Source organism: Nocardioides sp. (assembly GCF_035576065.1).
Taxonomy (GTDB): domain Bacteria; phylum Actinomycetota; class Actinomycetes; order Propionibacteriales; family Nocardioidaceae; genus Nocardioides.
This window is the reverse complement of record NZ_DATLWX010000046.1, coordinates 1-24,691: the sequence shown is the minus strand read 5'-3', so window position 1 is coordinate 24,691 and position 24,691 is coordinate 1. Positions and strand designations below refer to the sequence as shown.

Genomic DNA, 24,691 nt, shown 5'->3' with positions numbered 1-24,691 from the left:
ATCGACGCCACTGGCCCCGCGTCTCCTGCGCCAGCACGATCGAGGCATGACAACAGCGCAGACCATGGCCATCCGGTGCCGGGGTGTGAAACGGACGTACGGCTCGGGCAAGCACGCGTTCGCAGCGGTCCGTGGTGTCGACTTCGACGTCCCGGCCGGCTCCATCACGGCACTCCTCGGCACCAACGGAGCGGGCAAGACCTCGACCGTCGAGCTGCTCGAGGGCCTCGCCCAGGCTGACGAGGGCGAGATCCGCGTCCTGGGCCTGGATCCGTGGCGTGACCGGGGGGCAGTACGCCGCCGCACGGGCGTCCTCCTGCAGGCGAGCGGCTTCTCCGGCGACCTCACCGTCGCCGAGACCATGCGCATGCAGGCCTGCCTCACGTCCCGGGCTCGCCCGGTCGATGAGGTGCTGGACGAGCTGGACCTCCGGGGCAAACGGACCACCCGTGTCGGACAGCTCTCCGGTGGTGAGCAACGACGCCTCGACCTGGCGTGCGCGCTGCTCGGTGACCCGGACGTGCTGTTCCTCGACGAACCGTCGAACGGTCTCGACGTCGAGAGCCGTCGCCGGGTCTGGGACCTCGTTGCCCGCCTGCGTGACCGGGGCACGGCCATCCTGCTCACGACCCACTACCTCGACGAGGCACAGAGATTGGCTGACCGGATCGAGCTCATGCACGTCGGGCAGATCGTTCGCAGTGGCTCGCCCGCCGCCATCGTCGCGGACCTGCCCAGCACCATCGCTTTCGCCACCAGCTCGCTCAGGTCAGCCCCGCCGTTGCCGGACCTCGGCCAGCTGCGCCTCGTCGAGCACCGAGGCACGGTGACCGTGGAGACCCACGACCTGCAGGGCAGCCTCGCGCACCTGCTCGACTGGGCCGCCCGCCACGGGCTGACGCTCTCGGAGCTGCGCGCTGAGACGGCGTCCCTCGAACGAGCGTTCCTGGCCCTGACCCAGGCGTCGCAGACCGACCCCGAGCAGATCGACACCAAGCACGAGGAGTCCGCCGCATGACTGCCACCGACGTCACCGTCCCCGCCCCTGTCCTTGACGACGGAGACGCGACAACGACCTCCACGACCCGGCTCACCGGCCTGGCCCTGGCCAACGCCCGGCTGATGGTGCGCAACCCCATCACCCTGGGCTACGGCATCATCCTGCCGCTGTTCCCGCTCGGCTTCGTCTTCGCCAGCGGCGGCCAGGAGGAGTCAGTGGCCATCGCGATGTCGTCGGTGCTGATCATCGCCTGGTTGCTGCCCGTCTACTACAACATCCTCTCGATCATCGTCAGCCGCCGCGACGAGCTCGTCCTCAAGCGGCTGCGGACCGGCGAGGCGCGCGACGGCGAGCTGCTGCTGTCCATGTGCCTGCCCGGCATCACGATCGCCATGGTCATCGCCGCTCTCGCCGCGATCGTCACGACCGCGATCGGACACCCGCCCGAGTCGCCTGCGACGTACATGCTGGCAGTTCTCGGCGGCAGCGCGATGTGCGCCGCTCTCGCCGTGTGGACAGCATCATGGACGCGCAACGCCGAAGCTGCGCAGATGACGAGCCTGCCCGTGTTCGTCCTCCTGATGGTCGGCATGATCGGTCAGGCCGTGCCCGAGGGCGCGAGGGAGTACGTCGCACTGACGCCCGGCGGCGCGTTGGATGCCTTGGCTCGGCTGAGCTGGGGAGCCGACGCGGACGCCTTGAAGGCCTCGGCCGTCGTGGTCGGGTGGACGTGTCTGGCGATCTGGATCGCCCGGCGGTCGATGCGCTGGGAGCCGCGTCGATGAGCCATGCTCGACGGGGCGCCTAGGCTCGCGGCCATGAAGGTGCCGCGGTTGAACCGTACGCCGGTCGAGTGGGTGGATCTCTACACCCGCCAGTCGCTGATGGCCATGTTCTGGTTGAACGTCGGTGTGCTCCTGCTGGGAGCGACGCCCATCGGCGCGAAGAATGCTCCGGCGATGGCCGCGCTCGTGCTGATCGCCCTGGTGATGATCGGGGTCGGCACGTGGGCCCTGCGGGCGGTCTGCAGTGCGTGGCCGGACGGACAGGCCACACCGGCCAAGCCGGTGCTGACCATGTGCGTCGCCAGCGCCGCCTGTGCTGGGCTGTCCATGGTCCTGCCGACGGACCCCCAGCACGCTGGACTGGCCATGGTCTGGGCGGCGATGTCCTGGTCGCTGACAGGACTCCGTGATCGCCGGCACCTCGGCCTGCTCCTGGTCGTGATGACAGCAGCCGCCGCTGTGACGACGCGCTCCGTGCCCGTCACCCTCGTTGCCCTGGGGGGCGCCCTGTTCCTCGGGTTCACGGTGCACATCTCGCTGTGGCTGCTCGAGCTGGTGCGCCGGCTCGACCAGAGCCGCGACACGGAAGCAGCCCTGGCCGTGGCCGAAGAGCGGCTGCGATTCTCCCGAGACGTGCATGACGTCCTCGGCCGCCACCTGTCGACCATCGCGGTCAGAGCGGAGCTCGCCGCGGCGCTTGCGCGCCGGGGCGATCCCAGCGCAGCCGAGACCATGCTGGAGGTCCGCGCCACGGCGCACGACGCGCTGCGCGAGGCCCGCGAGCTGGCCCGCGGCTACCGGGCGACCGATCTGGATCAGGAGCTACGGGGCGCCCGATCGCTGCTCGCCGCCGCCGGGATCTCCACCGTGACCGAGGTCGATGACCTCCCCTTCCGCTGGCACGAACCCGCCGCGTGGGTGGTGCGCGAGGCAGTCACCAACGTGCTCCGTCACTCCACAGCAACGGAGGTCGAGATCGGTTGGCGGGACGGGGTGTTGAGTGTCAGCAACAACGGCGCCGCGTCGCCCACCCCCGAACAACGCTCCTCCAGCGGGGTCGGGCTCCTGGGGCTGACCGAACGCCTCGCGCCGTTGGGATCCGTGGTGAGCACATCGATGCGGGGCGATCGTTGGACCCTCGCCGTCACGATGCCCGTCGCCGACACGGCCGACGGCAAGACGTTGGCCCGAGCATGATCCGCATCCTGATCGCAGACGACGAAAACCTCATTCGCGCCGCCCTGACCCAGCTCCTCGAGCTCGAGGACGACATCACAGTCGTCGCCCAAGCGGCCTCGGGGCGCGCTGCTCTGGACGAGGCTCGGGCGCTGGCCGCGACCGGCGGTCTCGACGTCGCCGTGCTCGATCTCCAGATGCCCGATCCCGACGGCATCGCGGTGGCCGCCGAGCTGGTGGGCCTCAGCATCCACAGCATCATCGTCACCAGCCACGGCCGTCCCGGTCACCTCAAGCGGGCGCTGGCCGCCGGCGTCCGCGGGTTCCTGCCCAAGACCACTGAGGCTCACCGGCTGGCCGAAGTGATCCGCATCGTCGCCAGCGGTGGGAGGTACGTCGACCCGCAGCTCGCCGCCGAGGCGATCGGCGCCGGCGACTCTCCCCTCACCCCGCGCGAGGCGGACTGCCTGGAGCTCGCGGCCAACGGAGCCGGGATCGAGGACATCGCCGCCAGGGTGCATCTTTCCCCCGGCACGGTGCGCAACTACCTGTCGAGCGCCATCACCAAGCTGGGCGCAGCCAACCGCCACGACGCGTGCGCCAAGGCTGCTCGCATGGGCTGGATCTGAACAAGCGGCCCTCCGGCTTCAGGCCTACGGCGTCAGGTCGCGACCGCTGCCACCCACGAGCACGTCCCGCAGTCTGAGGGCTGATCCGTAACTGTTGCCGAGCCGCCCCGTTGTGCCTGTTCGAGGGATCCGATACCGCTGAACCTCCACACAGGTGCGTTCTCGACACTGAAGGTAGGGAACATGTTTCGTCTGGCCCTGACCGGCACCATCACGGGTGCCGCCGCCATCACCTTGGCGGTGCTCCCCGCAAGTCCCGCCCTCGCTCACGACAGGGGCGGCGACCTACCGACTGCAGTCCGCGGCGTGAACGTGGCCGAGGTCGGCGTGGGCAGGGAGATGTCTCCCGTCGCGAACCTGCAGTATGACAACTCCGGCACGGCCCAGTCGGGTTCGGACATCGAGTTCGTCAAGGTCGGCAAGAAGGAGTACGCGCTCTCGGGCACCCTGCGCAAGGGGATGCAGATCGTCGACATCACGGATCCGACGAACCCGTCCCTCGCCGCGGTCTACGACTGTGACATCAGCCAGGGTGACGTCCAGGTCTGGAAGCACGGGAGGCGGATCCTCGCCAGTTACACCGCTGACGGCACGTTCGGCGCCGTCGGAGCGGCGTCCCAGTGCGCAAGGGACCTCAACCTCGGCCCGGCCGCCTCGGGAACTGTCATCGTGGACATCACCACGCCGACCAGCCCGCAGACCGTCAGCTACGTCCACGTCCCGCGCGGTTCACACAACATGACGATCCACCCCAGCGGTGACTACCTGTACAACTCCAACTCGGACCTGATCACCAGCACGAGCCCGACGATCACCATCTACGACGTCTCCAGCCCGGAGCAGCCGAAGAAGATCCAGGACTTTCCGATCCCGTTCGTCCCATTGTCGCTCGGTTCGGAGTCGCACGACATCACCTTCAACGAGGCAGGCACCCGCGCCTACTCGGCGGCGTTGTCCCAGACACTGGTGCTCGACACCACGAGCCCGGCGCAGCCCAAGATCATCTCCCAGATCCTCGACCCCGCGATCAACGTCGTGCACGGGTCCGACCCGGTCACCTTGACCCGTGAGGACGGGACCGAGCGCGAGGTCCTCGTCATCGCCGACGAGCGAGCGGGCGCGGCAGGGAGCGCCGAGTGCCCTGGTGGTGGTCTGCACCTGTACGACGTGACCGGCGCCAAGGAACTGTCGCCGGAGAAGATCGGCACCTGGTTCATCCCGGTGATCCAGCCACAGCCGGGAACCACGTGCACGGCGCACGTGACGCGTGTCTATGAGGAGCAGGAGATGCTCACGGTCGCTTGGTATGGCCAAGGCGTCCGCGTGCTCGACATCTCTGCTCTCGCCGACTTCGAAGGAAGCGACACGAGCGTCGGCATCGGCGACGGGGTCGGCATGCGCGAAGTCGGGCACTACGTGTTCCCCGACTCCGACACCTGGTCGTTCAAGACCAACCGGATCGCGACGGATGGCTCGTTCTACGGCTACAGCAACGACCTCACCCGCGGCTTCGACGTCTACCGGTTCACCGGTGCGGGCCTGTCCGTTCCGGCGCTTGAGCCGGAGAACCTCGGCAAGGGCCAGGGTGGTGGTGGTTCCGGCATGACGACGGCCAGGCTGGCGACGCCGTCACCTGCCCTGCGCTCCGCAGAATGGGTGTGACCGCCCCGGGCTGATGGAGGGCTTCGGTGCGAGCCGGGACGCCAGTCAGCCCTCCAGCAGATCGAGGTCACGCACGCAGAACCCGTGGTGCTCCCACTCCTCGTTCAGGACGACGTGCAGACACTCGAGCACCGTCTTGCCTGCGGCGTACGGCGGCCAGCCCGGACCGGCAGGGACTGGCGCGACCGCCGACAGTTCGTCCGCCGTGACGCTCGCCAACCATCGCTCGAGCTCGGCGGCCTGCTCGTCGCGCACTGCCAGCACCTGGTCGAGGCCAGGCGCCGCCGATGGGTCCAGGCCCTGCTCCTCCTGGTCAGGCACGAAGTCCGATGCCAACCCCAGGGGAGTGAACGGCTGAGGCGACCCCAGACAGCAGCGGCGGAACCACGAGTCGTGCACGAAGACGAGATGGCGCAGGGTCTCCACCGCCGACCATTCGCCGCCGACGCGCTGGTGCTCCGATCCCGGGGGAAGACCGTCGAGGCGCGCGACCGTCGCCAGCCAGCCGGCCCGCAGCTGCCGGTGGGCTTCCTGGAGATCACCCGCGTCGGACGATCGCAGCAGCAGCCGCACCGGATGCCGCCGGTCCAGCTCGGCCTCGACGTACGCCATGACTTCCACGCCGTTGACCGTCAGGTTGCTGACCAGCCCGTCGATGAGGGCGTCCTGCATCACCACCCCGATCAGCCTGGCCCGCGTCAGGTCGCACTCGCGGAACTCGGCGTCCGTCAGGTCTTCATCCTCGAACCTCGCCATGTCGAACAGTCTGCATGGGCGCACCGACAACCGCCCGGCCACGGCACGAGCTCAATCAGAGGTCCAGCGCCTGGGTGTGGGTGAACAACGCGCTGTAGGCGTTGAGGGCCGGCTGGCCACCGAGGTGCGCGTAGAGGACGTGGGAGTCCTTGTCGATCTCCCCGTGCCTGACGAGGTCGATGAGTCCCGCCATCGACTTCCCCTCGTAGACGGGGTCGATGATCATGCCCTCGAGCTGACCGGTCAGCCGGATGGCGTCGAGGGTCGACTGAACCGGGATGCCGTAGAGGTCGCCGGCCCACTGCCCCAGCACGGTGATCTCGTCGTCGCGAAGGTCCCGACGCACACCGATCAGCTCCGCCGTACGCCGCGCAATCCGCTCGACCTGGTCACGGGTCTCCTGGAGCTTTGCGCTGGCGTCGATGCCGATGACGCGACGGGCCTGGGAGCCTGCTTCCTCGAGTGCCGCGAAACCGGCGATCATCCCGGCGTGCGTCGACCCGGTGACGCTGCAGACGACGACGGTGTCGAAGAAGACGCCCAGCTCACGTTCTTGTTGCTCGACCTCGTAGGCCCACTGGGCAAACCCGAGCCCGCCGAGCGGGTGGTCGGACGCCCCGGCCGGGATGGCGTACGGCGTGCCACCACGCTGCCGGACGTCGTGGATCGCGCTGGCCCACGAGTCCTTGAAGCCGATGCCGAAGCCGGCCGCGTCGAGTCGGACCTCAGCGCCCATGATGCGGCTCAGCATGATGTTGCCGACCCGGTCGTTCACGCTGTCGGGCCAGTCGACCCAGTTCTCCTGGACCAGCACGGCCTTCATCCCGAGCCTCGCAGCGACCGCGGCGACCTGCCGTGTGTGGTTGGACTGGTAGCCGCCGATGCTGACGAGGGTGTCAGCACCTTGGGCGATGGCGTCGGGGACGAGGTATTCCAGCTTGCGGGTCTTGTTGCCGCCGTACGCCAGAGGAGAGTTGCAGTCTTCTCGCTTGGCCCAGATCGCGGGGCCTCCGAGGTGCGCGGTGAGTCGCTCGAGTGGGTGCACGGGGCTGGGGCCGAAGGTGAGGGGGTGTCGGGGGAAGTCGTGGATGGACATGGCTGTCTCCGTCAGTCGGTCTCGAGTGAGTGCCAGGTGTCGAAGGCGACTTGGGCGGCGGCGTCCGTGTCGCCGTCCTGGCAGTGCGTGATGAGCTGGTCGTGCAGGACGGCTGAGTCGCCTCCGGTGGTCGCGAACCGCAGCAGCTCCGCGCGACGCACGACGGGGGTGAACTGCGCGAGCACGGCGGCGATCGCGGTGTTGTCGGCGACGGACACGGGGATGCCGTGCAGCTCGTCGTCCGCGCTGAGGGCAGCTGTCACATCCCCGGCGGCCAGGGCCTGGCGGAAGCGGTCGTTCGCGGCGCGCATCCGATCGAGGTCGCGCGTGGTCAGAGTGGCCACGGCCGCCCGGACGGCGAGCTCGTGCATGGCCGCGACCACGTCGCGGGCCTCCCGCACCGCGCGCACGTCGATCTGGCTGACGACGGTCGATCGCCCCGGCCGAGCGATGACGAGGCCGGTCTCACCGAGCCGCAGGAGCGCCTCCCGCACCGGGGTGCGGCTCACCCCCAACCAGTCGGCGATCTCGAGGTCTCGTAGCTGTTCGCCCGGTGTGAGGGAACCCTCGACGATGGCGTCGCGGAGCCGGACGTAGACGCCGTCTCGCAGCAACGAGCGGTCGATGCGGGGCTCGTCCAGCGGAATGGGCATGCAATATATTGCACATCGGAAGGGGGAGGTGTCAATGATCTGGGGTCGTACGGCGACCGCCCGTCGCCAGCCTGGGCAGGAAACTGCCTCAGGAAGCACGGGGATGTGCCAATATCCGTTGGGTGGTTCGGTCGTTGACCCAGTGAGTCTCGCAACGAGTGTCCGAGGCGCGAGCTCGAAAAGGAGTCGTCATGTCAGTGCCCGCCCTCGCCGACGTGGAGCGACTGCCAATCGCGAGGCCATCGCGCTTCTCCCGCACGATGATGGTGTCGGCCGTCACGGTCCTCGTGACTGCGGCGATCGTGCCGGTGAGCACCCACCAGCTCCCGGCCACGATCAGCTTCATGCCCGCGTTGCTGGCGGTCGTCGCCGCATTCGACATCCTCTCGGTCCTGTTGTTGGCAGGTGACTTCCGTGACCGCGGGGACGTCCGCCTTCTGGTGATGTCGTGCGCCTACGCCTGGTCCCTGGCAGTGATGGCCGGATATGGGTTGGCCTTCCCCGGTGGGGTGATGCTCGATCCCGTGCTCGGCACCAGTCCATCCGTGGCTCCCTACCTCTACGTGGCATGGCACACCGGATTCCCGCTGCTGCTCGGCGCGGCATGGCTCCCGTGGCCGGTGCGCTGGACGCGGGCGACCTCACCGCAGTGGCGGCGACAGGTGTCGCTGATCGCTGTCGCGACGGCGGTCGCCTTGGGCGCTGCGCTGGTCGCGGTGGTGGCGTACTTCGGCCCGGACCTGCCCGTGCTCATCGTGGGTCTGGACACGTCTCGGATGACCACGCTGACCGCGCCGGTGGCGGTACCCCTGGTGGTCGTCGCACTGATGCTGGCCGTTCGTGGGACTCGCGAGTTCTATGGTCCCGAGCGGTGGGCCTCGGTGGCGATCCTGGTCTGCCTGTGCGACCTCGTCCTGACGTACACCGCGAGCAGTCGATTCAGCCTGGGGTGGTACGTCGGGCGCACCATGACCGTGATCGCGGCGGGAGTGGTGCTGATGGCGATGCTCGTGGCCTTTCGCCGTATCAAGGCGCGAGCCGAGCAGGATGCCGTCGAGGACGCCTTGACCGGGCTTCTTAACCGAAGGGGCGCGATGGCGGCGCTGGAGGTCCTGGGAGTTCGCGCCAGGCGTGCGGACCAACCGCTGGGCGTGGTGTCCTGCGACCTCGACCTGTTCAAGACGGTCAATGACCGCTACGGCCACGAGGCGGGGGATGCGGTCCTGGCCGCCGTGGGTCGGGTGCTGCGCGACTCGGTGCGGGCCGGCGACGTCGCTGCCCGGGTCGGCGGGGAGGAGTTCCTGCTCCTGCTTCCCGACACCGACGTGGAAGGGTCCCGAACGGTTGCCGAGAAGGTCCGCGAGGCTGTCTCCCGGCTGGAGGTGGTGGGTGTGCCTGGCCCGCTCACCGCCAGCTTGGGCGTCACCGTGCTCTCTCAGCACGACGCAGACGACTCTGCAGCGCTGCGTCGCGCCGATCAGGCTCTCTACGAGGCGAAGCACGCGGGCCGGGACCGGGTCGTCGTGCTGCTGGACCCCGAACCGACAGCGAGCTCGCAGGACGTCGGGCTGACGAAGTCGTCACCCCAGCGGTAGGGCTCAGCCCATCGTGCGCAGCCTCAGGTCGTCGACGACGGCGTGCAGGTCGAGGTCGTCACCGGCGGCGCGTCGCTGGTGGTCGGCACCGTTCCCGTCGCGGGCGATCCGCTCCAGGCCCGCGGTGACCAGCGTGAGGTCGCCGGCTTCGTCCAGCGCGTCCCGCACATGGTCGAGCAGGGATGACATCGCGGTGGCGGCCGGCACGAGCTGCCCGTCACGAGGGTCCACGAGGAGGTTGCCGACACCGAAGCGCCCCGCCCGCCAGCCGGCGCTGCGCAGGCTGTCGACGCGCCACGGCGCAGGCTCGATGCCGTTGTGCGCCTCGAGGGCAGCCGTCTGGGTCAGCCCCCTCGCCAGGGCGGCGATCAGCAACGTGTCGTCGAGCGACGTGCACACGTCGGCGACCCGGAACTCCACGGTCGGATAGCGAGCCGACAGCCTGACCTCGAGGTTGAGCAGGCCCAGGTCGAGGATCGACTGGTCGCGCAGGAGCCGCTCGATGAGCGCGTCGTACGCCGCCTCGCCACCGAACACCTCATGCGGACCGCTGCTCGGCCACATCCGCCACAGCTGGGAGCGCCACGTCGCGAAGCCCATGTCGCGACCGTGCCAGAAGGGCGAGTTGGCGCTGAGGGCCACCAGCAGCGGCAGCCACGGGCGCACCCGGTCCAGCACCGCGACTCCCTCGCCCCGGTCGGCCACCTCGACGTGCACGTGAAGGGCACACATGAGGGACTCGCCGCCCAGCCCCGCATAGTGCTTCGCGATCCGGGTGAAGCGTTCGTGCTCGGCGTACGGGCCGGGAGGAGCGGCCAGGACGGGGATGGCGACCGCCAGCGGAGTGACGTCGAGCTCAGCCCCGGCGCGCGTCAGCGACTCCCGCCCGGCACGCAGATGCGCGTCCGCATCCGCGAGGCTGCGGAGGGGAGGGGTGGCCACCTCCACCTGAGCCTGGAAGAACTCGTGCTGGAGCACGGTGCCGGCCACGAGGTCGTCGGCGACGGCGCAGCGGGCCAGCAGCTCGGGCGCCTGCGGTGAGGGCTTGCCGGAGCCGTCGACCAGGAGCAGCTCCTCCTCGATGCCGAACGGACGGATGTTCATGACGTCCCGACCCGCCGCGCCCCCGGCCCCGGCAGCGCGACGACGTCGGTGATGTCCACCCCGTGTCCGACACTGCACCCCATCGCCACATGGACGGACGCCCCGCACTCGCGGTGCTCGAGCACGACGGTCGGGCCATCCGGGGTGGGGAGCCACCGGTCGGCCCACTCCAGCAGCGCGACGACGGCCGTGCCCAGGTCCTGTCCCTGCTGGGTCAGCCGATATTCGTGCCGGGTCCGCTGGCCCGGCTCGCGGTAGGGCCGCTTCTCGATCACCCCGGACGCCTCGAGGTCGCGCAACCGTGCCGACAGCACAGGGGCCGTCAGGCCCGTACGCCGCACGAAGTCGTCGAAGCGGCGGGTGCCGTAGAAGGCCTCGCGCACCACCTTGCCGGCGCTCGCCGGGACGAGGTGCTCCAGGGCTAGCTGCACGGAGTCCGGGGTCAGGTCCCAGTCGTCGCGATCCACTACGTCCTCCTGCTGGGTTGTTTTTGTTTATCTAGGCTTTACCGTCTGACTATGCTCAACGAAACCCAGCCTAGCGTGAACTCCGTGCTCGAGACGGACTACCTGATCGTCGGCAGCGGCGCGGTCGGGATGGCGTTCGCCGACTCGCTCACCGCCGAGGCAGAAGACCGCGTGCTCCTCGTCGACCGGCACCACGCTCCGGGCGGGCACTGGAACGACGCCTACCCGTTCGTCCGGCTGCACCAGCCGTCGGCGTACTACGGCGTCAACTCCCGCGAGCTGAGCGCCGGCGGGAGCGACCCGGACCCGCTCAACACCGGCATGACCGAGCGCGCCTCGGTGGCGCAGATCCTGGCCTACTACGAGCAGGTGATGGCCGATCTGGTGAGCACGGGCCGGGTCGACCACGCGCCGATGGCGGTCCATGAGCGGACCGACGACGGTGGCCACGTCGTCCGCTCGCTGCTGACCGGCGAGTCCCGTCAGGTGAGGGTCCGCAAGAAGGTCGTGGACACGACTTATCTCAACACCGCCGTCCCGGCCACGCACCCGCCGCGCTACGAGGTCGACGAGCAGGTCACCTGCGTCCCGATCAACGCGCTCGCCACGATCGCGGCGCCGCCGGCGAGGTACGTCGTGGTCGGCGCCGGCAAGACCGGGATCGACGCGTGCCTGTGGTTGATCGCGCAGGGCGTCGACCCGGACCTCATCACCTGGGTGATGCCGCGCGACTCGTGGTTCCAGGACCGGGCCAACGTGCAGCCCGGGCGTGAGTTCCTCGTCGACACCTTCGAGGCCATGACCAGTCAGATGGCGGCGATCGCGGAGGCGGACTCCGTGCCCGACCTGCTCCGCCGGCTCGAGGACAGCTGCCAGCTGCTGCGGCTCGACCCGGCAGTGGAGCCGCGGATGTACCACGCGGCCGTCGTGTCGCGGGCCGAGGTCGAGCAGCTGCGCAGGATCCGCGACGTCGTCCGGCTCGGGCGAGTGGTCCGGCTCGAGCCGACCCGCATCGTCCTCGAGCAGGGCACGGTGCCGGCCGGCCCCGACTGGCTCTACGTCGATTGCTCCGCGAGCGCCGCCCAGCTGCGTCCGCCGGTGCCGGTCTTCGACGGCGACTGCATCACCCCGCAGTTCGTCCGTCCCTTCCAGCCCACCTTCAGCGCTGCGATGATCGCCTTCGTGGAGGCCCACTACGACACCGACGAGGTCAAGAACGAGATCTGCTCGGTGGTGCCGTTGCCGGACGCGCCGCAGAGCTGGCTCACCATGCAGGCCGCCTCGATGCTCAACCAGCTGCGGTGGTCGCAAGAACGCGAGCTGCGCCGGTGGATCGCCGCGTCCCGTCTCGACGGCTTCACCGCCGCCATCCGCTCCGTGGACCGTGACGACCCCGCCGACGCGGCGCGGGTCGAGGTCCTCGGACGCTTCCGCGACACCGCCATGGCGGCCGGAGCCCACCTTCCCGAGCTGCTCGCCACCACCACCGCCCAACGATCAGGAGTCCTGTGAACCTCCCTCGCGCCTTCACCTTGCAGACCGACCGCGCCGACATCGCGCAGACCCGCTGGCACGAAAGCGAACCCGCGCCACTGGAGCCTGGCCAGGTCCGCCTCCGGGTCGATCACTTCGGGCTCAGCGCCAACAACGTCACCTACGCCACCCTCGGCGACGCGATGAACTACTGGGACTTCTTCCCTCAAGCAGACCCGGCCTTCGGCTGCATCCCCGTCTGGGGGTACGCCGCGGTGTCCGAGTCGCGCCACCCGGAGCTGCCCGAAGGCCGACGCGTGTACGGCTTCCTGCCGTTCGCGTCCGAGGTCGTGATGACGCCCACGAGCGTCAACGAGGGCGGCTTCACCGACGGGTCCGGCCATCGCAGCGCGCTGCCTGCGCCGTACAACCGCTACATGACCGTGGCCGGCGAGCCGCAGGACGGGCTGGCCGACGAGGCCTACAGCGCCCTGCTGCGACCGCTGTTCACCACCTCCTTCCTGATCGCGGACTGGCTGGCGCAGGAGTCCTGGTTCGGGGCCGAGACAGTGCTCATCAGCAGCGCATCGAGCAAGACGGCGTACGGCATCGCCTACGCCCTGGGCAACGGCACCGAGGGGCAGCGGCCGGAGATCGTCGGGCTCACCTCCCCGGCACACGTGGAGTCCACCTGTCGGCTGGGGCTCTACGACCGGGTGCTCGGCTACGACGAGATCGACACCCTGGACCCCGACCGGACAGTGGTCTACGTCGACCTGTCCGGCAGCGCCGACGTCAGGGCCGACGTGCACACCCGGTGCGCCGGTCTCCAGCACGACTGCGCCGTCGGGCTCACCCACTGGGACGCCGCCCCCACCTCCAGCGAGAGCGGACCCCTTCCCGGGCCAGACCCGGTCTTCTTCTTCGCTCCCGCCCAGCTCGAGCGGCAGGCGGCCAAGGAAGGCAGGGGCGAGCTCATGCGCCGGATCAGCGAGGCGATGCAGGGGTTCGTGACCCGGGTGGGAGACCCGTCCGCCCCGCTGATGACGGTCACCTGGCACCGAGGTCGCGACGCCGCTGCCGCGGCCTACCTCAACACCGTCGCCGGACGGACCGCCCCGTCCGAGGGCGCGATGGTCCTGCTCTCCGAGAACTGACCCGCCGCTGTCTGCGGCAGCCCTCGCATGCGACATGATGTCCGCCGTTCAGACAGACGTCAGTCGGGGGAGGCACGAGTGATCCAGAGTCACGCGGTTCGGTCGCAGCAGTGGGTGGATGAACAAGTGCAGCGCTTGGTTGCTGCCGGCTACCAAGCGCACCAAGCAGATCCCACGACCTTCCTGGCCGGCGTGCGTCGCGCCGTCTTCAGGTGGAGGTGGGGCTTCACCCGGCTGCACACGTTCGTGCTGTTCGGCCGCGTGGAGCACGCCACTGGCGACCACGTCCGCGAGTTCACTGCGCTGGCCCTCCGGTGGGCGGAGCAAGCCAAGGGCGGCATGCCCCGGGGCTTCCAGACCGGCGCCGCGGTCCTGCCGGTCCTGGTGTGCAACACGGCTGACGCGAGCGCACTCGAGCAGCTCAACCGGCGCCCCGCCAAGCGCTTCGCCCTGTTCGAGCTGCCCATGCTGGTCGACCTGAGCCAAGGGCGGTGGGCCACCTACACCGGCCGCATGAGGTGGGGTGGGGTCTACCAGGACTTCCTGCGCGCTCAGCAACAGCTCGTCGTGGGCGACCTGGACGGCGACGCCCCGGACACGAAAGGCGCCGGTCGACGTGCCGTCATGTCGGTGGTGATGTCGGTCGCGATGGCCGGCATGATTCTGTTCGGGGTCGGCTACTGGTTCGTCTACCGGCTCTTCTTCTGAGCGAGCGGCGTCTCGGTGGGCCTCAGTTGACCTCGCTCCGGCGCTCCAGCAGGACCGTGTCCCGCCAGACGCCGTCGAGCTGGGCGATGCGGGTGCGGACGGCCAGCGTGCGATAGCCGGCAGAGTGGTGCAGCGCGAGACTGGCGCGGTTCTCCGGGAAGATCGACGTCTGGAGCGTCCACAGGCCGGCCTTGTCTGCCTCGACGACCTGGGTGAACAGCAGCGCCTTGCCGACCCCTCGTCCGCGCGCGGCCTCCGCGACATAGACCGAGCTCTCACCGACGCCGGCGTAGCACTCGCGGCTCGACACCGGCGTGACAGCCGTCCAGCCCACCACCTCGCCATCGAGGTCGGCGACCCACGCGAGGCCGGGCAGCCACCGCGAACGCAGCTCGTCGGCGGACGGCAGCGTGGTCTCAAAGGTGGCGTTGCGCGTGGCCAGGCCCTCGGCGTAGATGTCGAGCACCGACGCCATGTCGCCGTCGACCACCGGGCGGGTGGTGACGTCGGCCGGTAGGTCTGCGGGGCAGCACGGCGCGGAAGCCAGGGTGCCCATGATGACGTCCGCTGCGTGCGGAAGGCCGGTGCAGCAGGCGGCGTTGACCGAGACCATGCTCGAGGTGCCCACCTTGTCGACGGCCACGAAGCCGACCTTCCTGAGCAGCTCGACGTGGTGCGAGCAAGTGGACTGGCTGACACCCAGGGCGGCGGCGAGGTCTCCGACGCGCATCGCCCCGGCCGGCGACGTCGAGAGGGTGTGGAGCAGGCGCACCCGCGTCGGGTCGGCCAGGACGGCGAACCAGTCGGCGTAGTTCTCGGCTTCGTCCTTGCCCAGAGCGACCCCGGCGTCCGGGGCGATCCGCGAAGTGGTCATGTCGTCCAGCGTACCTTGCTTTCATCGATGCCTGTCGATACAGTCTGTTTCATCGACGTGTGTCGATGAACTGGAACCCAGAGGAGAACGCCATGCAGGACCCCGTCGTCATCATCGGTGCCGGCCCCATCGGGCTGGCTGCCGCCGCCAACGCCGTCGAGCGCCGCATGCCGTTCGTCGTCCTCGAAGCCGGGGCGGACGCCGGCGCGGCCGTGGGAGGCTGGGCCCATGTGCGGCTGTTCTCGTCCTGGGCCGAGCTCGTCGACCCGGCCGCGCGTCGCCTCCTGGACGCGGCCGACACCTGGACGGCCCCCGACGACTCGCGCTATCCCACCGGGGGCGAGTGGCGCCGCGACTACCTGCAGCCGCTCGCGGCCGTGCTGGCCGGCACCTCCGGTGGCTCGGTCCGGTATGGCGCCCGGGTGACCGGCGTCGGCCGCGCCGGCCGCGACCTGATGGTCGACTCCGGGCGCGAGAGCGACCCGTTCGCCGTACACGTGGAAGGCCTGGACGGCCCTGAGCGGTTGCTCGCCAGCGCGGTCGTGGACGCCTCCGGCACCTGGACCCGACCCAACCCACTCGGCGCCGATGGATATCCCGCGCTCGGCGAGACCGAGAACGCGGAGCGCATCAGCTACGGCATCCCCGACCTCGCCGACGCCGCGTCGGCTTCCCGCTACGCCGGCAAGCACGTCGTCGTCGCCGGCAAGGGCGCCTCGGCCCAGGGCGTGCTCGTCGGGCTCGCACGGCTGGCGACGACCGACTCCGCGACCCGGGTGTCCTGGCTGCTGCGACGCCCCTCGGTCGGCGACGCGTTCGGCGGCGGCGACAACGACCAGCTCGAGCAGCGCGGCAAGCTCGGCCAGGACGCGAAGGCGGCCGCCACCAGTGGGCTCGTGACCCACGTGACCGAGTTCCGCACCGAGTCCGTCACCACCCAGGACGACGGCCGCCTCACCATCACATCGACCAACGACCAACAGGTCACCGACGTCGACGAGGTCATCGTGGTGACCGGCTTCCGCCCCGACTTCGGCTTCCTCTCCGAGGTGCGCCTCGACCTTGACCCCGCCCTCGGTGCCGCGCGCATCCTGGCCGGACAGATCCACCCGGACCACCACAGCTGCGGCGACGTCGAGCCGCACGGCTACCAGGAGCTGACCCAGCCCGAGGACCGGCTCTTTCTCGTGGGGATGAAGTCCTACGGGCGGGCGCCGTCGTTCCTGGCAATGACCGGCTACGAGCAGGTCCGCTCCGTGATGGCCGCCCTGGACGGTGACCTCGAGGCAGCCGGCCGGGTCGAGCTGGTGCTGCCCGCCACGGGCGTGTGCAACGGTGCCGGGGCGTTCGACGACGCGGAGACATCGCTGGCGGCCTCCGCCGGTGAGGGCGGGTGCTGCGGCCCCGCCGCGGCCGAGCCGCAGCTGGCCGCGGTCGGCGGCGGGTGCCAGTGACCGAGACCGACACCACCCAGCGGTCTCCGCAGCCCGGTGCGCTCGACGCCGCCGGGCTCCGGCGGGTGGTCGGGGTGCTCAGCACCGTGCAGATCGTCTCGTGGGGCGTCCTCTACTACGCGTTCGCGGCGCTGCAGTCGTCCATCACCGCCGACACGGGCTGGTCCAGCGTCGCGGTCACCGGGGCGTTCTCCGTGTGCCAGCTCGTCTCGGGCGGGGTCGGCATCTGGGTCGGACGGCACATCGATGCCTACGGTCCCCGGGTCGTCATGACCGCCGCGTCACTCGTCGCCATACCGGGGCTCCTCGCCGTGGCGCTGGCGTCGAACCTGGCGGTCTTCTACCTCGGCTGGGTCCTGGTCGGCGTCGCGATGGCCGGCACCCTCTATCCACCCGCCTTCGCCGCCCTCACCCACTGGGGCGGCGCTCAGCGAGTCCGTGCCCTCACGACGCTGACGCTGGTCGCGGGCCTGGCCAGCACCGTCTTCGCCCCCCTTGCCTCGGTCCTCGACGACGCGTGGGGGTGGCGGGTGGCCTACCTCGTGCTCCTGGCCGGTCTGGTGCTGATCACGGTGCCGCTCCACTGGTGGGGCCTCGGCGCGCCCTGGCGGACGCAGCACCGCGACGCGCCCCGCCCGTCGCACCACGCCCCGAAGGCGGACGTGGCGTCCGTCGTGCGCAGTGCTCCCTTCGTGCTGCTGGCGCTGGCCGGCACCTTGACGACGCTCTCGGTCTTTGCGGTGGTCATCAACCTCGTGCCCATGCTGGTCGAGCAGGGGATGAGCCGGAACCTCGCGGCCGTCGCGCTCGGTCTCGGCGGCGTCGGTCAGGTGGCGGGTCGGCTGGGATATGCCCGGTTCGCGGCTGCCACCTCGGTGACGTCGCGCGGGGTCATCGTGGTCGCGGGAGTCGCTGTCGCCACGGCAGCGTTGGCGCTGGCCCCCGACTCCGCCGGCCTGCTCATCGTGATCGGCATGGCGCTGGGGCTGGCGCGAGGCATCTACACCCTCGTCCACGCCACCGCAGTCACCGACCGGTGGGGTCCGGAGGCGTACGGCACCCTCAACGGCATCCTGACAGCACCCGCGCTGGCCGCCGCCGCCCTCGCCCCGTTCGCCGGCGCGTTGTTGGCACAGGCCCTCGGGTCGTACGCCGACGCGTTCCTCGTGCTGGCAGCGCTGGCCGGTGTGGCCGCGGTGCTGATGCTCTGGGCCACGCCCCAGCGCGCGGGCGCGGAATATCCCGGGGGAGAACGCGCGTTGTGATCTCCGCCACCTCCCACCCCACCGACCGAGAGGCGACCTCACATGATGGCGAACCCTCGGCGCTCGGGCGACCTGACGACGGCACGAGCAGTGCGCGCGGCGCAGAGGATCGTGCGTGAATCGGCGGGCTGGTTGTTGTTGCTCGGCGGGTTGGCGGCGATCCCGCTGCCCGGGCCGGGGCTGCTGATCACCCTCGCCGGGCTGCTACTGCTCTCGCGTGACCACGACTGGGCCGAACGCCGCGTCGACATGGTCCGGGAGCGCGCTCTCCAGGCCGCCGCTCATGGGGTCGCCACGCGTGGCCGCCTTCTCGGATCCTCCACCTCAGCTCTCCTGGTCCTCCCGGTCGGGGTGGTGTGGATCGTTTCGCCAGCGGCTCCGGGGTGGTGGCCCCTGGCGGAGGCCTGGTGGCTGCCCGGTGGCGCGTTCGTCGGTGTGTCGCAGCTCGCGTCCGCGGCCGTCGCGTTGACCCTCCTCGGCTACAGCTATCGGCGGTTCCGAGGAGCTCCCACCGTGGTGACGCCCATCGTGACGCCCATGGTGGACATTGACGCTGCTCGCCCCGCGGTGCCAGAACGGCGCCGGCCCGCCCGGCGGTCCTTCTGCTCGTCGGCCTGCTAGTCCAGGTCAGGCGTTCCGCGGCAGGGAACCGGTGGGGTGGCCGGCCGGCGTCAGCCCAGGAGTGACTCCAGGTAGTGGGCGGCCGAGCGCGCCCGTACGAGAGGTGCCCCCTGACCTGACCACAGATTGACGAAGTCCGCCCGCCCTTCGTGCCCTGCGGCTCTGCGGATCGGCATCATGAGGTGTCCCTGCCAGGGGTATGGCGCCACGGCGGACTCGGCGGCGGCGAGCTCACGGATCAGGCGGTTGGGGATCGCCCGCGCATGCCGACCCGAGAAGAGTCGCGTCAGCACGGTCACCTTGGCGTCCTCGCTCAGCAGGGCCGCCTTGTGGACGTCGCTGGCTCCCGACTCGGTCGTGGCGAGGAAGCCCGTACCGATCTGGACCGCGTCGGCCCCCAGGGCCATGGCGGCAACGACTCCTCGTCGGTCCGCGATCCCGCCGGCCGCGATCACCGGGATCGAGACGGCATCGCGCACTTGGGGGATCAGCGAGAACGTCCCCACCAGGGAGTCCTCCACCGGGCGGAGGAAGGCCCCCCGGTGGCCGCCGGCGTCACTTCCCGATGCCACCACGGCGTCCATCCCCGATTCGGCAACGGCGACGGCTTCGTCGGCTGTGGTGGCGGTGCCGATCGTGCGAATGCCCCGCGCCTTTGCTTCGGCGAGCACGTCGGCAGGTGGCACGCCCATGACGAAGCTGATCACCGGTGGCTGAGCCGCGAGCAGGGCTTCGATCTGTGACTCGAAGCTCGGGCCGATCCCGGGAAGCTCTGGTTCGGGGAGGCCCAGCTCGGCCAGCACTCCAGCGACCCGCTCGACGTGGTCTCGCCATTCCGCCTGCGTCGGGGGCACCTCCTCGCCGGGGATCGGCACCCACAGGTTGACCCCGAACGGCTTTGAGGTGCGCTGCTCGAGCTGCTTGACCAGATCGGTGATCTCATCGGGAGTCATGATGTGAGCGCCGAAGGAGCCGAGGCCGCCAGCGTCCGAGACCGCGCCGGCGAGCTCGACGGACGACAGCCCCCCGCCGAACGGGCCCTGCACGATGGGGTGCTCGATGCCGAGCAGGGCTTGGAGAGAGGTCATCAGGCACCTGCGAGGACTGCTCGGCCTCGCTCGACCTGCATGGCGACCTGGGCGACGCGCGCCCCCAGGTGCTGTGCAGTGCGGAGGTCGGATTCGCGCGGCGCGTTCTCTGCGTCGGCGTCCGAGGGGGACTGCGCCATCGCACCCAGGAATCCGGCGAGGCGGTTGAGGTCGTCCTCGCTGCCCGTGGTGGTGAACTGACCGCCGGGGGGAAGTGCGAGCGAGACCCAGGTCATCCCGTGCTGGGCGGCGAACAGCGACATGGTCTCCAACGTGTTGAGCTTGTCGCCGTTGATCCCGGCGGAGTTGGTGAATCCGGCGGCGATCTTGTCGCGCCACCCGCTCTCGGCCCAGATCGGGCTGCTCGCCTCGGCGAAGGTCTGGAACGCCGCAGACGCAGTGCCCATGTAGGTGGGCGAGCCGAAGATGATGGCGTCAGCGCTGGCCAACGCTGCCCACAGGGCGTCATCGAGGGTGGTGACGTCGTGGAGGGTGACCGTCGCGCCGGCGGACTCGGCGCCGATCGCGACGGCGCGTGCCTGGCGCTCCGTGTGACCGAATCCGCTGTGGTAGGCGATGGAGACATTGACTGACATGGGGTCCCTTTCGTGGATGAGGCACCATGCTAGACGACCGGTCAACTATGTGGCAAGTGGTAGTTGACCGGATGGTTACTGTGGGGGCATGGGAAGACCAAGCGATGCGCGTGAACGGCTCGTCACCGCGGCGAGCGAGCTGCTGCATGCTCGGGGGTACGGCGGTGTAGGCGTGGCCGAGATCTGTGCGGCGGCCGAGGTTCGCAAGGGCAGCTTCTACCACTTCTTCGAGTCCAAGCAGGCGCTCACAGTCGAGGTGGTCGCCTCGGCCTGGGCCCTCCAGCGCCCACACTGGCTCGAGGCGTTGGCCGAGGACCACCAACCCCTCGAGCGGGTGGAGCGGTTGTTGGCGCTCCAAGCAAGGACGCAACGCGACGAACACGCCTCGACCGGCACGATGTTCGGGTGCCTCTTCGGCAACCTGGCGCTCGAGATGAGCCACGAGGAAGGCGTGGCGCAGGCGGTGTCCGCGGTGTTCGAGGACCAGGTTTCGCTGCTTGCCGCAGCGCTCCGAGCCGCGGCCGAGGACGGCAGCATCGCTGCAGACCGGGCAACTGCAGAGAGCGCTCGCGACCTGTTGGCGCAGGTTGAGGGCACCGTGCTCTTCGCCAAGGTCATGAACGACCCGAGCGTCATGGATCGCCTCTGGCCGACCTCCGCGCTGATGCTGGGGATCGCAGCCTGACTGCTGAGTCTCAGGCGGCTGAGGTGGTGAGGATGCTCGCCGGCCGGAAGCCCTTGACGAGCAGCCAGCCGATGAGCGCCAGCTCCCAGGCGAAGACCGGGAGCGCGACGAGCAGGCCGGGCGCGGACGTCTGCTCGTAGGCGCCGAACATGACCGCGATCGCGGAGCCGAAGATGAGCGTCCCGCCAACGAGTCCCAGGACGGCGATGGCGCGAGGAACGAGGCCTGATGCGTACATCAGGTAGGCCAAGAGCACCGAGGCGGCACCGAGCGCGAAGTTGGGTCCGAACAGGAAGGTCCAGTCGTGCAGGGCCAGCAGCGCGGAGCCGACGGGAGAGAGGGTGTCGGGGTCGGCCGACCCGTCGTACTGCTCGCGCAGGCTGACAATGGTCAGGAGGCTGAGGATGCCGATCATGATGGCGACCGCCTCCACCAGCCGGGCCAGAACGAACGCGAGCGCGACTCCTTCGTGCTGCCGCCTGACGATCGGGTACAACGTCACGGCCGTGCCGATCGCGGCGATCACCAGGAGCAGCTCGAACAGCGCGCCCCAGAGGATCCGGTCGTCCGCGCCGGAGCCGGTGATGTAGTCGGTGCTGGTGAGGATCGGGCCGTAGAGGGCACGTCCGGTGATGGCGCCCACCTCGGTGAGCAGGAAGAACAGTGCGGCGATGACGGCGATCGGGCGGGACAGGTTCACGGCGGTCCTTCAGCAAATGGTGTACGGCGTACACGTCAGTGTGGACGCTAAGGTGTACGGCGTACTCCTGTCAAAGCTGGGGGCCTGTGAGCGTACCCACCGCCTTCGAGACTCTTGACGTTGCGCGATCTGCGACAGGGGACACGCCGGTCGCCAACGTGTTCGGACCCCCCTTGGCAGGCCACCTTGCCAGCCGATCGTCGCGCCGGAGTGTGACCAGCACGGGACCAGACGCGGGCTCGCTCCACGCGCCGATCGACCACCGAGCTAGTGGAACAGGGACAGATCGCTTGTCTCGTTGAGGTCGCGAAAGCGTTTGTCCCATGCCGACTCGCCGCGCTGGCGGATGCGCTCTATTGCCTCTTGCGACAGCAAGCCGGCGAGGCCGAGCTCGTCGATGATGGCCTCGGCAACTTCACGGCCCTGCAGCGCGGCACGTGCCGCGTTGGTCCCGCGTGGCTCGTTGATGCCGACGAACCCGCGGCGGGTGTCGTCGTCGTCACCGTCAGCGGCGACAAAGACCAGCAGGTGCCGACGCGCCCCGCCCTCGCCCTTCTGCCACAGGCATCGTCCGAAGCGCACCTGCAGGGGCTCGTCCTGCACTCCGACTCGCCGCAGGTCGAAGTAGGGGGTGGCCTCCCCCTCGTTCCGCGTCCACTGTTCCACGATGTGGTGCTCGAGCGTCTCACTCTCCTCGGCACCCGGCGCAACCGCTGCGACGATCACCAGCGAGCCGTCGCGGTCCGCGCTCTCTTCAAAGTGCAACGGCGCCAGCCTGAGTCCGAGGAACTCAAGACTCTCCGCGCGCAGCTCCTCGACCTCGCGTAACGCGACGGTGAAGTGCCACGCCCCGCCGTTGGAGACGGAGTAGCTGTGGAAACCGACGACTACCCATCGGGCGCCGTCGTCGCCCTCGAGCGCCGCACTCTCCTCGCGTGCAGCGTTGAGCTCGTGGGTGAGCTGCGCGTTCAACGTGTCGTCACAGTTGAGCTCGATCTCCACCTCACGAAGGAACCGCCCCGTGTGCCGTGACGGCTTGCCCTCGCTCTCCGTCGACTCGATGTCGCGGAACTGGTCCAAGAGCTTCAGCATCATCTCTCCATGTTGACATGAAACACCGACAGCCCGGGGTCGCCCTGTGGCGCATCACAGCCGAGCGATCGCGACAGGAGCGGATGCCGTGGGCCCCTCAGAACCATTCCTCGCCAAGCACCGCGGCGGGCGGAGCAGGGCTTTCGGCATCCGACAGTGACGCGTACTCCGGGGTCTTGGCCCCCGCTCAACCTCGACCCTTCCGTGTATGCGAACCTCCGCAGCCACGGAGTCCGGCAGGCCTACCAGTTGGGTGGCATGGCATGCCGTCACCGACAGGCCATCGGTCCCGCGAGCCGATCGGCTCGCGGGAAACCGCGGGCAGCGCGGCCAGGGTCTGGCAGGGACGTCGCTCAGCGAGCGGGTGCATCACGTGCATGCTGCGGAGTGAATCCCGAAGAATTTGCCGTGTGCTCGCCCAGCCTTTCGGCTCGCAATGTCTCGTGCAACAAGGCGGAATGTCTCCGAGGCACTGCCTTGAGCACTGCTTCTGCCCGTCCGGCCACCTGGACTCGCATCGCACCCGATTGACGTCACCGGGGAGGCAACTGAGCAGAGCGACCTCGCCTCGACTACGCGGACCACGTCGCCCATGAACTCGGCCCGGTGTTGACATCGGTCGACACCGATGTTGCGCTGGTTGCCATGGCAACGGGGAGCTTCACCATCGACATCGCACGTCCCGCACACGAGATTACGGATTTCATCCTCGATGTTGGGGCATACCAGGAGATCGACCCACGGTTGAGGTCGATCCGGTGGGTCCGGCGAGCGCCGGACTGCACGGTGTTCCGCTTTCGGCCGTCCCTCATGGGCCTCCCGGCTCCCCTGACGACGCAGATGGTGACGCGACGCGACGACGTCGTGGAGATCATCTCTTTACCGGGTCCTGCGGACGCCATGGTGGACTTCGTGGGTCGGCTGGAGTGCCGACCGGGAGACGGCATCACCGCGGTGACGCGGACCCTGACCTTCACGTTCGCGTCCGCGGTTCGATGGCTGCTCGACAGCAGGCTTGAGTCTTGGTTGGCGACCGACGTCGAGGGCGAGATGCGCCGGCTCAAGAGTGTTCTGGAACGCACGGACCGCGAGAGCGCTGTGATCGCAGAGCCACCGCGATGAGTAGATCCGTGACCCACGACGGGCTCGCCCTGGGCGAATCCGTTCGTGGAGTCCTCCAACAGCCGGGTCCGCGACGAGCTCATCAACGTCGAGGAGTTCGCTACCCCTGCACGAAGCCCAGTCATCGTCGAGGCTTGAGAATCGAGTACAACACCTACCGGCAGCGCACTCCTCGCTGGATAACCCCCCGGAATACGCAGCCACCTGGACCAGCAACACCCCAGCAGAACTCTCGTATGAGTGGACCAGTTCAAGGGTCCCGCCACTCCGATGGGGCACGGAGAGTCGGCCCGACTAGCCTGTCCGCGTGCCGTCAGTGACCTTGCGAGCCATGACCTCGGCTGAGTTCGATGAGTGGGAGCCGCGAGCTGTACAACGCTATGGCGAGCAGCAGGTGCAGGCAGGCAACATCGCCGCCGAAACGGCGCAGGAGTGGGCGGCCGGCGAGTACGCCAAGCTGCTGCCACAAGGCCTAAACAGTTCAGGACATCATCTGCTGATCGCTGAGCAGGAGGGCCGACGGATCGGCCTGTTGTGGCTATGTGTACACACTGGCGACCGGCCGGCCTTCGTGTACTACGTCGAGGTGGACCCAGCGATGCGCGGGCAGGGCTTTGGTCGAACGGTCATGGCTGCTGGTGAGCAGTATGTGGGCGAGCACGGGGCCACGTCGCTCGGGCTGCACGTCTTCGAACACAACCTCGTTGCCCGGCAGCTTTATGACCAGCTGGGCTATCGGGTCAGCAGCACGCACATGATCAAGTCGTTGACCTAACGAACAGACCGGCTGAGGATCGGCTCGCGGAGACGCTTCTATGTGTGTCAAGCAGCCAGGGCCGGGTCCGGGGTGTCAGGGGTGTTGGCGGCGGCGAGGGTGCGGAAGATCTGGCGGGCGATGTAGCGCTTGAGGCAGCGTCGGATGCGTCGTTTGCT

Annotated in this window: 25 protein-coding genes and 1 pseudogene; 16 read left to right on the top strand and 10 right to left on the bottom strand. The window is 69.3% G+C overall.

Features of this window, described 5'->3' with window-relative positions:
- The first annotated feature begins 46 nt into the window (after positions 1 to 46).
- The 5 genes from VNJ48_RS21570 (at position 47) to VNJ48_RS21550 (ending at position 5,252) form a co-directional block, all read left to right on the top strand.
- Positions 47 to 1,018: an ABC transporter ATP-binding protein gene (locus VNJ48_RS21570; RefSeq protein WP_325605856.1), complete on the top strand. Its 972-nt coding sequence runs from the start codon at positions 47 to 49 to the stop codon at positions 1,016 to 1,018.
- On the top strand, positions 1,015 to 1,785 hold the full coding sequence (locus VNJ48_RS21565) for an ABC transporter permease (protein ID WP_325605855.1): 771 nt from the start codon (positions 1,015 to 1,017) through the stop codon (positions 1,783 to 1,785). The genes VNJ48_RS21570 and VNJ48_RS21565 overlap by 4 nt, the downstream gene beginning before the upstream one ends.
- Positions 1,786 to 1,818: 33 nt before the next feature.
- The gene (locus VNJ48_RS21560; RefSeq protein ID WP_325605854.1) at positions 1,819 to 2,982 is read left to right on the top strand and encodes a sensor histidine kinase; all 1,164 of its coding nucleotides are present in this window, start codon (positions 1,819 to 1,821) and stop codon (positions 2,980 to 2,982) included.
- Positions 2,979 to 3,590 carry a response regulator transcription factor gene (locus tag VNJ48_RS21555; RefSeq protein ID WP_325605853.1) on the top strand — a complete coding sequence of 204 codons (612 nt, stop codon included), beginning with the start codon at positions 2,979 to 2,981 and terminating at the stop codon, positions 3,588 to 3,590. The genes VNJ48_RS21560 and VNJ48_RS21555 overlap by 4 nt, the downstream gene beginning before the upstream one ends.
- 183 nt (positions 3,591 to 3,773) lie before the next feature.
- Positions 3,774 to 5,252, top strand: a complete 1,479-nt coding sequence (locus VNJ48_RS21550; protein ID WP_325605852.1) for a hypothetical protein — start codon at positions 3,774 to 3,776, stop codon at positions 5,250 to 5,252.
- A gap of 45 nt (positions 5,253 to 5,297) precedes the next feature.
- Here VNJ48_RS21550 and VNJ48_RS21545 read toward each other — a convergent pair whose 3' ends face one another.
- Genes VNJ48_RS21545 through VNJ48_RS21535 form a run of 3 tightly spaced genes read right to left on the bottom strand, consistent with a single transcriptional unit; the run spans position 5,298 to position 7,757 of the window.
- The gene (locus tag VNJ48_RS21545) at positions 5,298 to 6,008 is read right to left on the bottom strand and encodes a DinB family protein (RefSeq protein ID WP_325605851.1); all 711 of its coding nucleotides are present in this window, start codon (positions 6,006 to 6,008) and stop codon (positions 5,298 to 5,300) included.
- Positions 6,009 to 6,063: 55 nt separating this feature from the next.
- Positions 6,064 to 7,104, bottom strand: a complete 1,041-nt coding sequence (locus tag VNJ48_RS21540) for a 1-aminocyclopropane-1-carboxylate deaminase (protein WP_325605850.1) — start codon at positions 7,102 to 7,104, stop codon at positions 6,064 to 6,066.
- 11 nt (positions 7,105 to 7,115) lie between these two features.
- Positions 7,116 to 7,757 carry a GntR family transcriptional regulator gene (locus VNJ48_RS21535; protein WP_325605849.1) on the bottom strand — a complete coding sequence of 214 codons (642 nt, stop codon included), beginning with the start codon at positions 7,755 to 7,757 and terminating at the stop codon, positions 7,116 to 7,118.
- A 191-nt stretch (positions 7,758 to 7,948) separates the two neighbouring features.
- Between VNJ48_RS21535 and VNJ48_RS21530 the strand changes: the two genes are divergently transcribed.
- Positions 7,949 to 9,352 (top strand): sensor domain-containing diguanylate cyclase, encoded by a 1,404-nt coding sequence (locus VNJ48_RS21530; protein WP_325605848.1) that lies wholly within the window; start codon positions 7,949 to 7,951, stop codon positions 9,350 to 9,352.
- Positions 9,353 to 9,355: 3 nt separating this feature from the next.
- On the opposite strand, the gene VNJ48_RS21525 is transcribed toward VNJ48_RS21530, so the two are convergent.
- Positions 9,356 to 10,456, bottom strand: coding sequence for a glutamate--cysteine ligase (locus tag VNJ48_RS21525; RefSeq protein WP_325605847.1), 1,101 nt, complete (start codon positions 10,454 to 10,456; stop codon positions 9,356 to 9,358).
- Positions 10,453 to 10,923: a helix-turn-helix domain-containing protein gene (locus VNJ48_RS21520; RefSeq protein WP_325605846.1), complete on the bottom strand. Its 471-nt coding sequence runs from the start codon at positions 10,921 to 10,923 to the stop codon at positions 10,453 to 10,455. Before VNJ48_RS21520 ends, VNJ48_RS21525 begins: the two co-directional genes overlap by 4 nt.
- An 84-nt stretch (positions 10,924 to 11,007) precedes the next feature.
- Here VNJ48_RS21520 and VNJ48_RS21515 point away from each other — a divergent pair, with 84 nt between their 5' ends.
- The 3 genes from VNJ48_RS21515 (at position 11,008) to VNJ48_RS21505 (ending at position 14,261) form a co-directional block, all read left to right on the top strand.
- Positions 11,008 to 12,435 (top strand): NAD(P)-binding protein, encoded by a 1,428-nt coding sequence (locus VNJ48_RS21515; RefSeq protein ID WP_325605845.1) that lies wholly within the window; start codon positions 11,008 to 11,010, stop codon positions 12,433 to 12,435.
- The gene (locus VNJ48_RS21510; protein ID WP_325605844.1) at positions 12,432 to 13,553 is read left to right on the top strand and encodes a DUF2855 family protein; all 1,122 of its coding nucleotides are present in this window, start codon (positions 12,432 to 12,434) and stop codon (positions 13,551 to 13,553) included. Before VNJ48_RS21515 ends, VNJ48_RS21510 begins: the two co-directional genes overlap by 4 nt.
- 126 nt (positions 13,554 to 13,679) lie before the next feature.
- On the top strand, positions 13,680 to 14,261 hold the full coding sequence (locus VNJ48_RS21505) for a hypothetical protein (protein WP_325605843.1): 582 nt from the start codon (positions 13,680 to 13,682) through the stop codon (positions 14,259 to 14,261).
- 22 nt (positions 14,262 to 14,283) lie between these two features.
- Here VNJ48_RS21505 and VNJ48_RS21500 read toward each other — a convergent pair whose 3' ends face one another.
- The gene (locus VNJ48_RS21500; RefSeq protein ID WP_325605842.1) at positions 14,284 to 15,135 is read right to left on the bottom strand and encodes a metalloregulator ArsR/SmtB family transcription factor; all 852 of its coding nucleotides are present in this window, start codon (positions 15,133 to 15,135) and stop codon (positions 14,284 to 14,286) included.
- 65 nt (positions 15,136 to 15,200) lie between these two features.
- On the opposite strand from VNJ48_RS21500, the gene VNJ48_RS21495 reads away from it, so the two are divergent.
- From VNJ48_RS21495 to VNJ48_RS21485, 3 genes are all read left to right on the top strand, one after another.
- Positions 15,201 to 16,589, top strand: a complete 1,389-nt coding sequence (locus VNJ48_RS21495) for an FAD-dependent oxidoreductase (RefSeq protein WP_325605841.1) — start codon at positions 15,201 to 15,203, stop codon at positions 16,587 to 16,589.
- On the top strand, positions 16,586 to 17,854 hold the full coding sequence (locus tag VNJ48_RS21490; RefSeq protein WP_325605840.1) for an MFS transporter: 1,269 nt from the start codon (positions 16,586 to 16,588) through the stop codon (positions 17,852 to 17,854). The genes VNJ48_RS21495 and VNJ48_RS21490 overlap by 4 nt, the downstream gene beginning before the upstream one ends.
- 111 nt (positions 17,855 to 17,965) lie before the next feature.
- Positions 17,966 to 18,475: a PGPGW domain-containing protein gene (locus VNJ48_RS21485; RefSeq protein WP_325605839.1), complete on the top strand. Its 510-nt coding sequence runs from the start codon at positions 17,966 to 17,968 to the stop codon at positions 18,473 to 18,475.
- Positions 18,476 to 18,525: 50 nt separating this feature from the next.
- Here the strand turns inward: VNJ48_RS21485 and VNJ48_RS21480 are convergent, their stop codons facing one another.
- Entirely contained in the window at positions 18,526 to 19,563 is a 1,038-nt protein-coding gene (locus tag VNJ48_RS21480) for an NAD(P)H-dependent flavin oxidoreductase (protein WP_325605838.1), read from the bottom strand.
- Positions 19,563 to 20,159, bottom strand: coding sequence for a flavodoxin family protein (locus VNJ48_RS21475; protein WP_325605837.1), 597 nt, complete (start codon positions 20,157 to 20,159; stop codon positions 19,563 to 19,565). The genes VNJ48_RS21480 and VNJ48_RS21475 overlap by 1 nt, the downstream gene beginning before the upstream one ends.
- An 88-nt stretch (positions 20,160 to 20,247) precedes the next feature.
- Between VNJ48_RS21475 and VNJ48_RS21470 the strand changes: the two genes are divergently transcribed.
- The gene (locus tag VNJ48_RS21470) at positions 20,248 to 20,844 is read left to right on the top strand and encodes a TetR/AcrR family transcriptional regulator (RefSeq protein WP_325605836.1); all 597 of its coding nucleotides are present in this window, start codon (positions 20,248 to 20,250) and stop codon (positions 20,842 to 20,844) included.
- A gap of 10 nt (positions 20,845 to 20,854) precedes the next feature.
- Here the strand turns inward: VNJ48_RS21470 and VNJ48_RS21465 are convergent, their stop codons facing one another.
- On the bottom strand, positions 20,855 to 21,544 hold the full coding sequence (locus VNJ48_RS21465; RefSeq protein ID WP_325605835.1) for a DUF4386 domain-containing protein: 690 nt from the start codon (positions 21,542 to 21,544) through the stop codon (positions 20,855 to 20,857).
- A 267-nt stretch (positions 21,545 to 21,811) separates the two neighbouring features.
- The gene (locus VNJ48_RS21460) at positions 21,812 to 22,639 is read right to left on the bottom strand and encodes a hypothetical protein (protein WP_325605834.1); all 828 of its coding nucleotides are present in this window, start codon (positions 22,637 to 22,639) and stop codon (positions 21,812 to 21,814) included.
- Positions 22,640 to 23,281: 642 nt separating this feature from the next.
- Between VNJ48_RS21460 and VNJ48_RS21455 the strand changes: the two genes are divergently transcribed.
- The 3 genes and pseudogenes from VNJ48_RS21455 to VNJ48_RS21445 all read left to right on the top strand — a co-directional run bounded on the left by VNJ48_RS21455 (position 23,282) and on the right by VNJ48_RS21445 (position 24,533).
- A complete protein-coding gene (locus tag VNJ48_RS21455) occupies positions 23,282 to 23,758 on the top strand; it encodes an SRPBCC family protein (protein WP_325605833.1) in 477 nt (158 codons plus the stop codon).
- A 30-nt stretch (positions 23,759 to 23,788) separates the two neighbouring features.
- A pseudogene (locus VNJ48_RS21450) lies at positions 23,789 to 23,896 on the top strand (hypothetical protein); the annotation flags it as partial.
- Between the two features lie 169 nt (positions 23,897 to 24,065).
- On the top strand, positions 24,066 to 24,533 hold the full coding sequence (locus tag VNJ48_RS21445) for a GNAT family N-acetyltransferase (protein ID WP_325605832.1): 468 nt from the start codon (positions 24,066 to 24,068) through the stop codon (positions 24,531 to 24,533).
- The last annotated feature ends 158 nt before the right edge of the window (positions 24,534 to 24,691 follow it).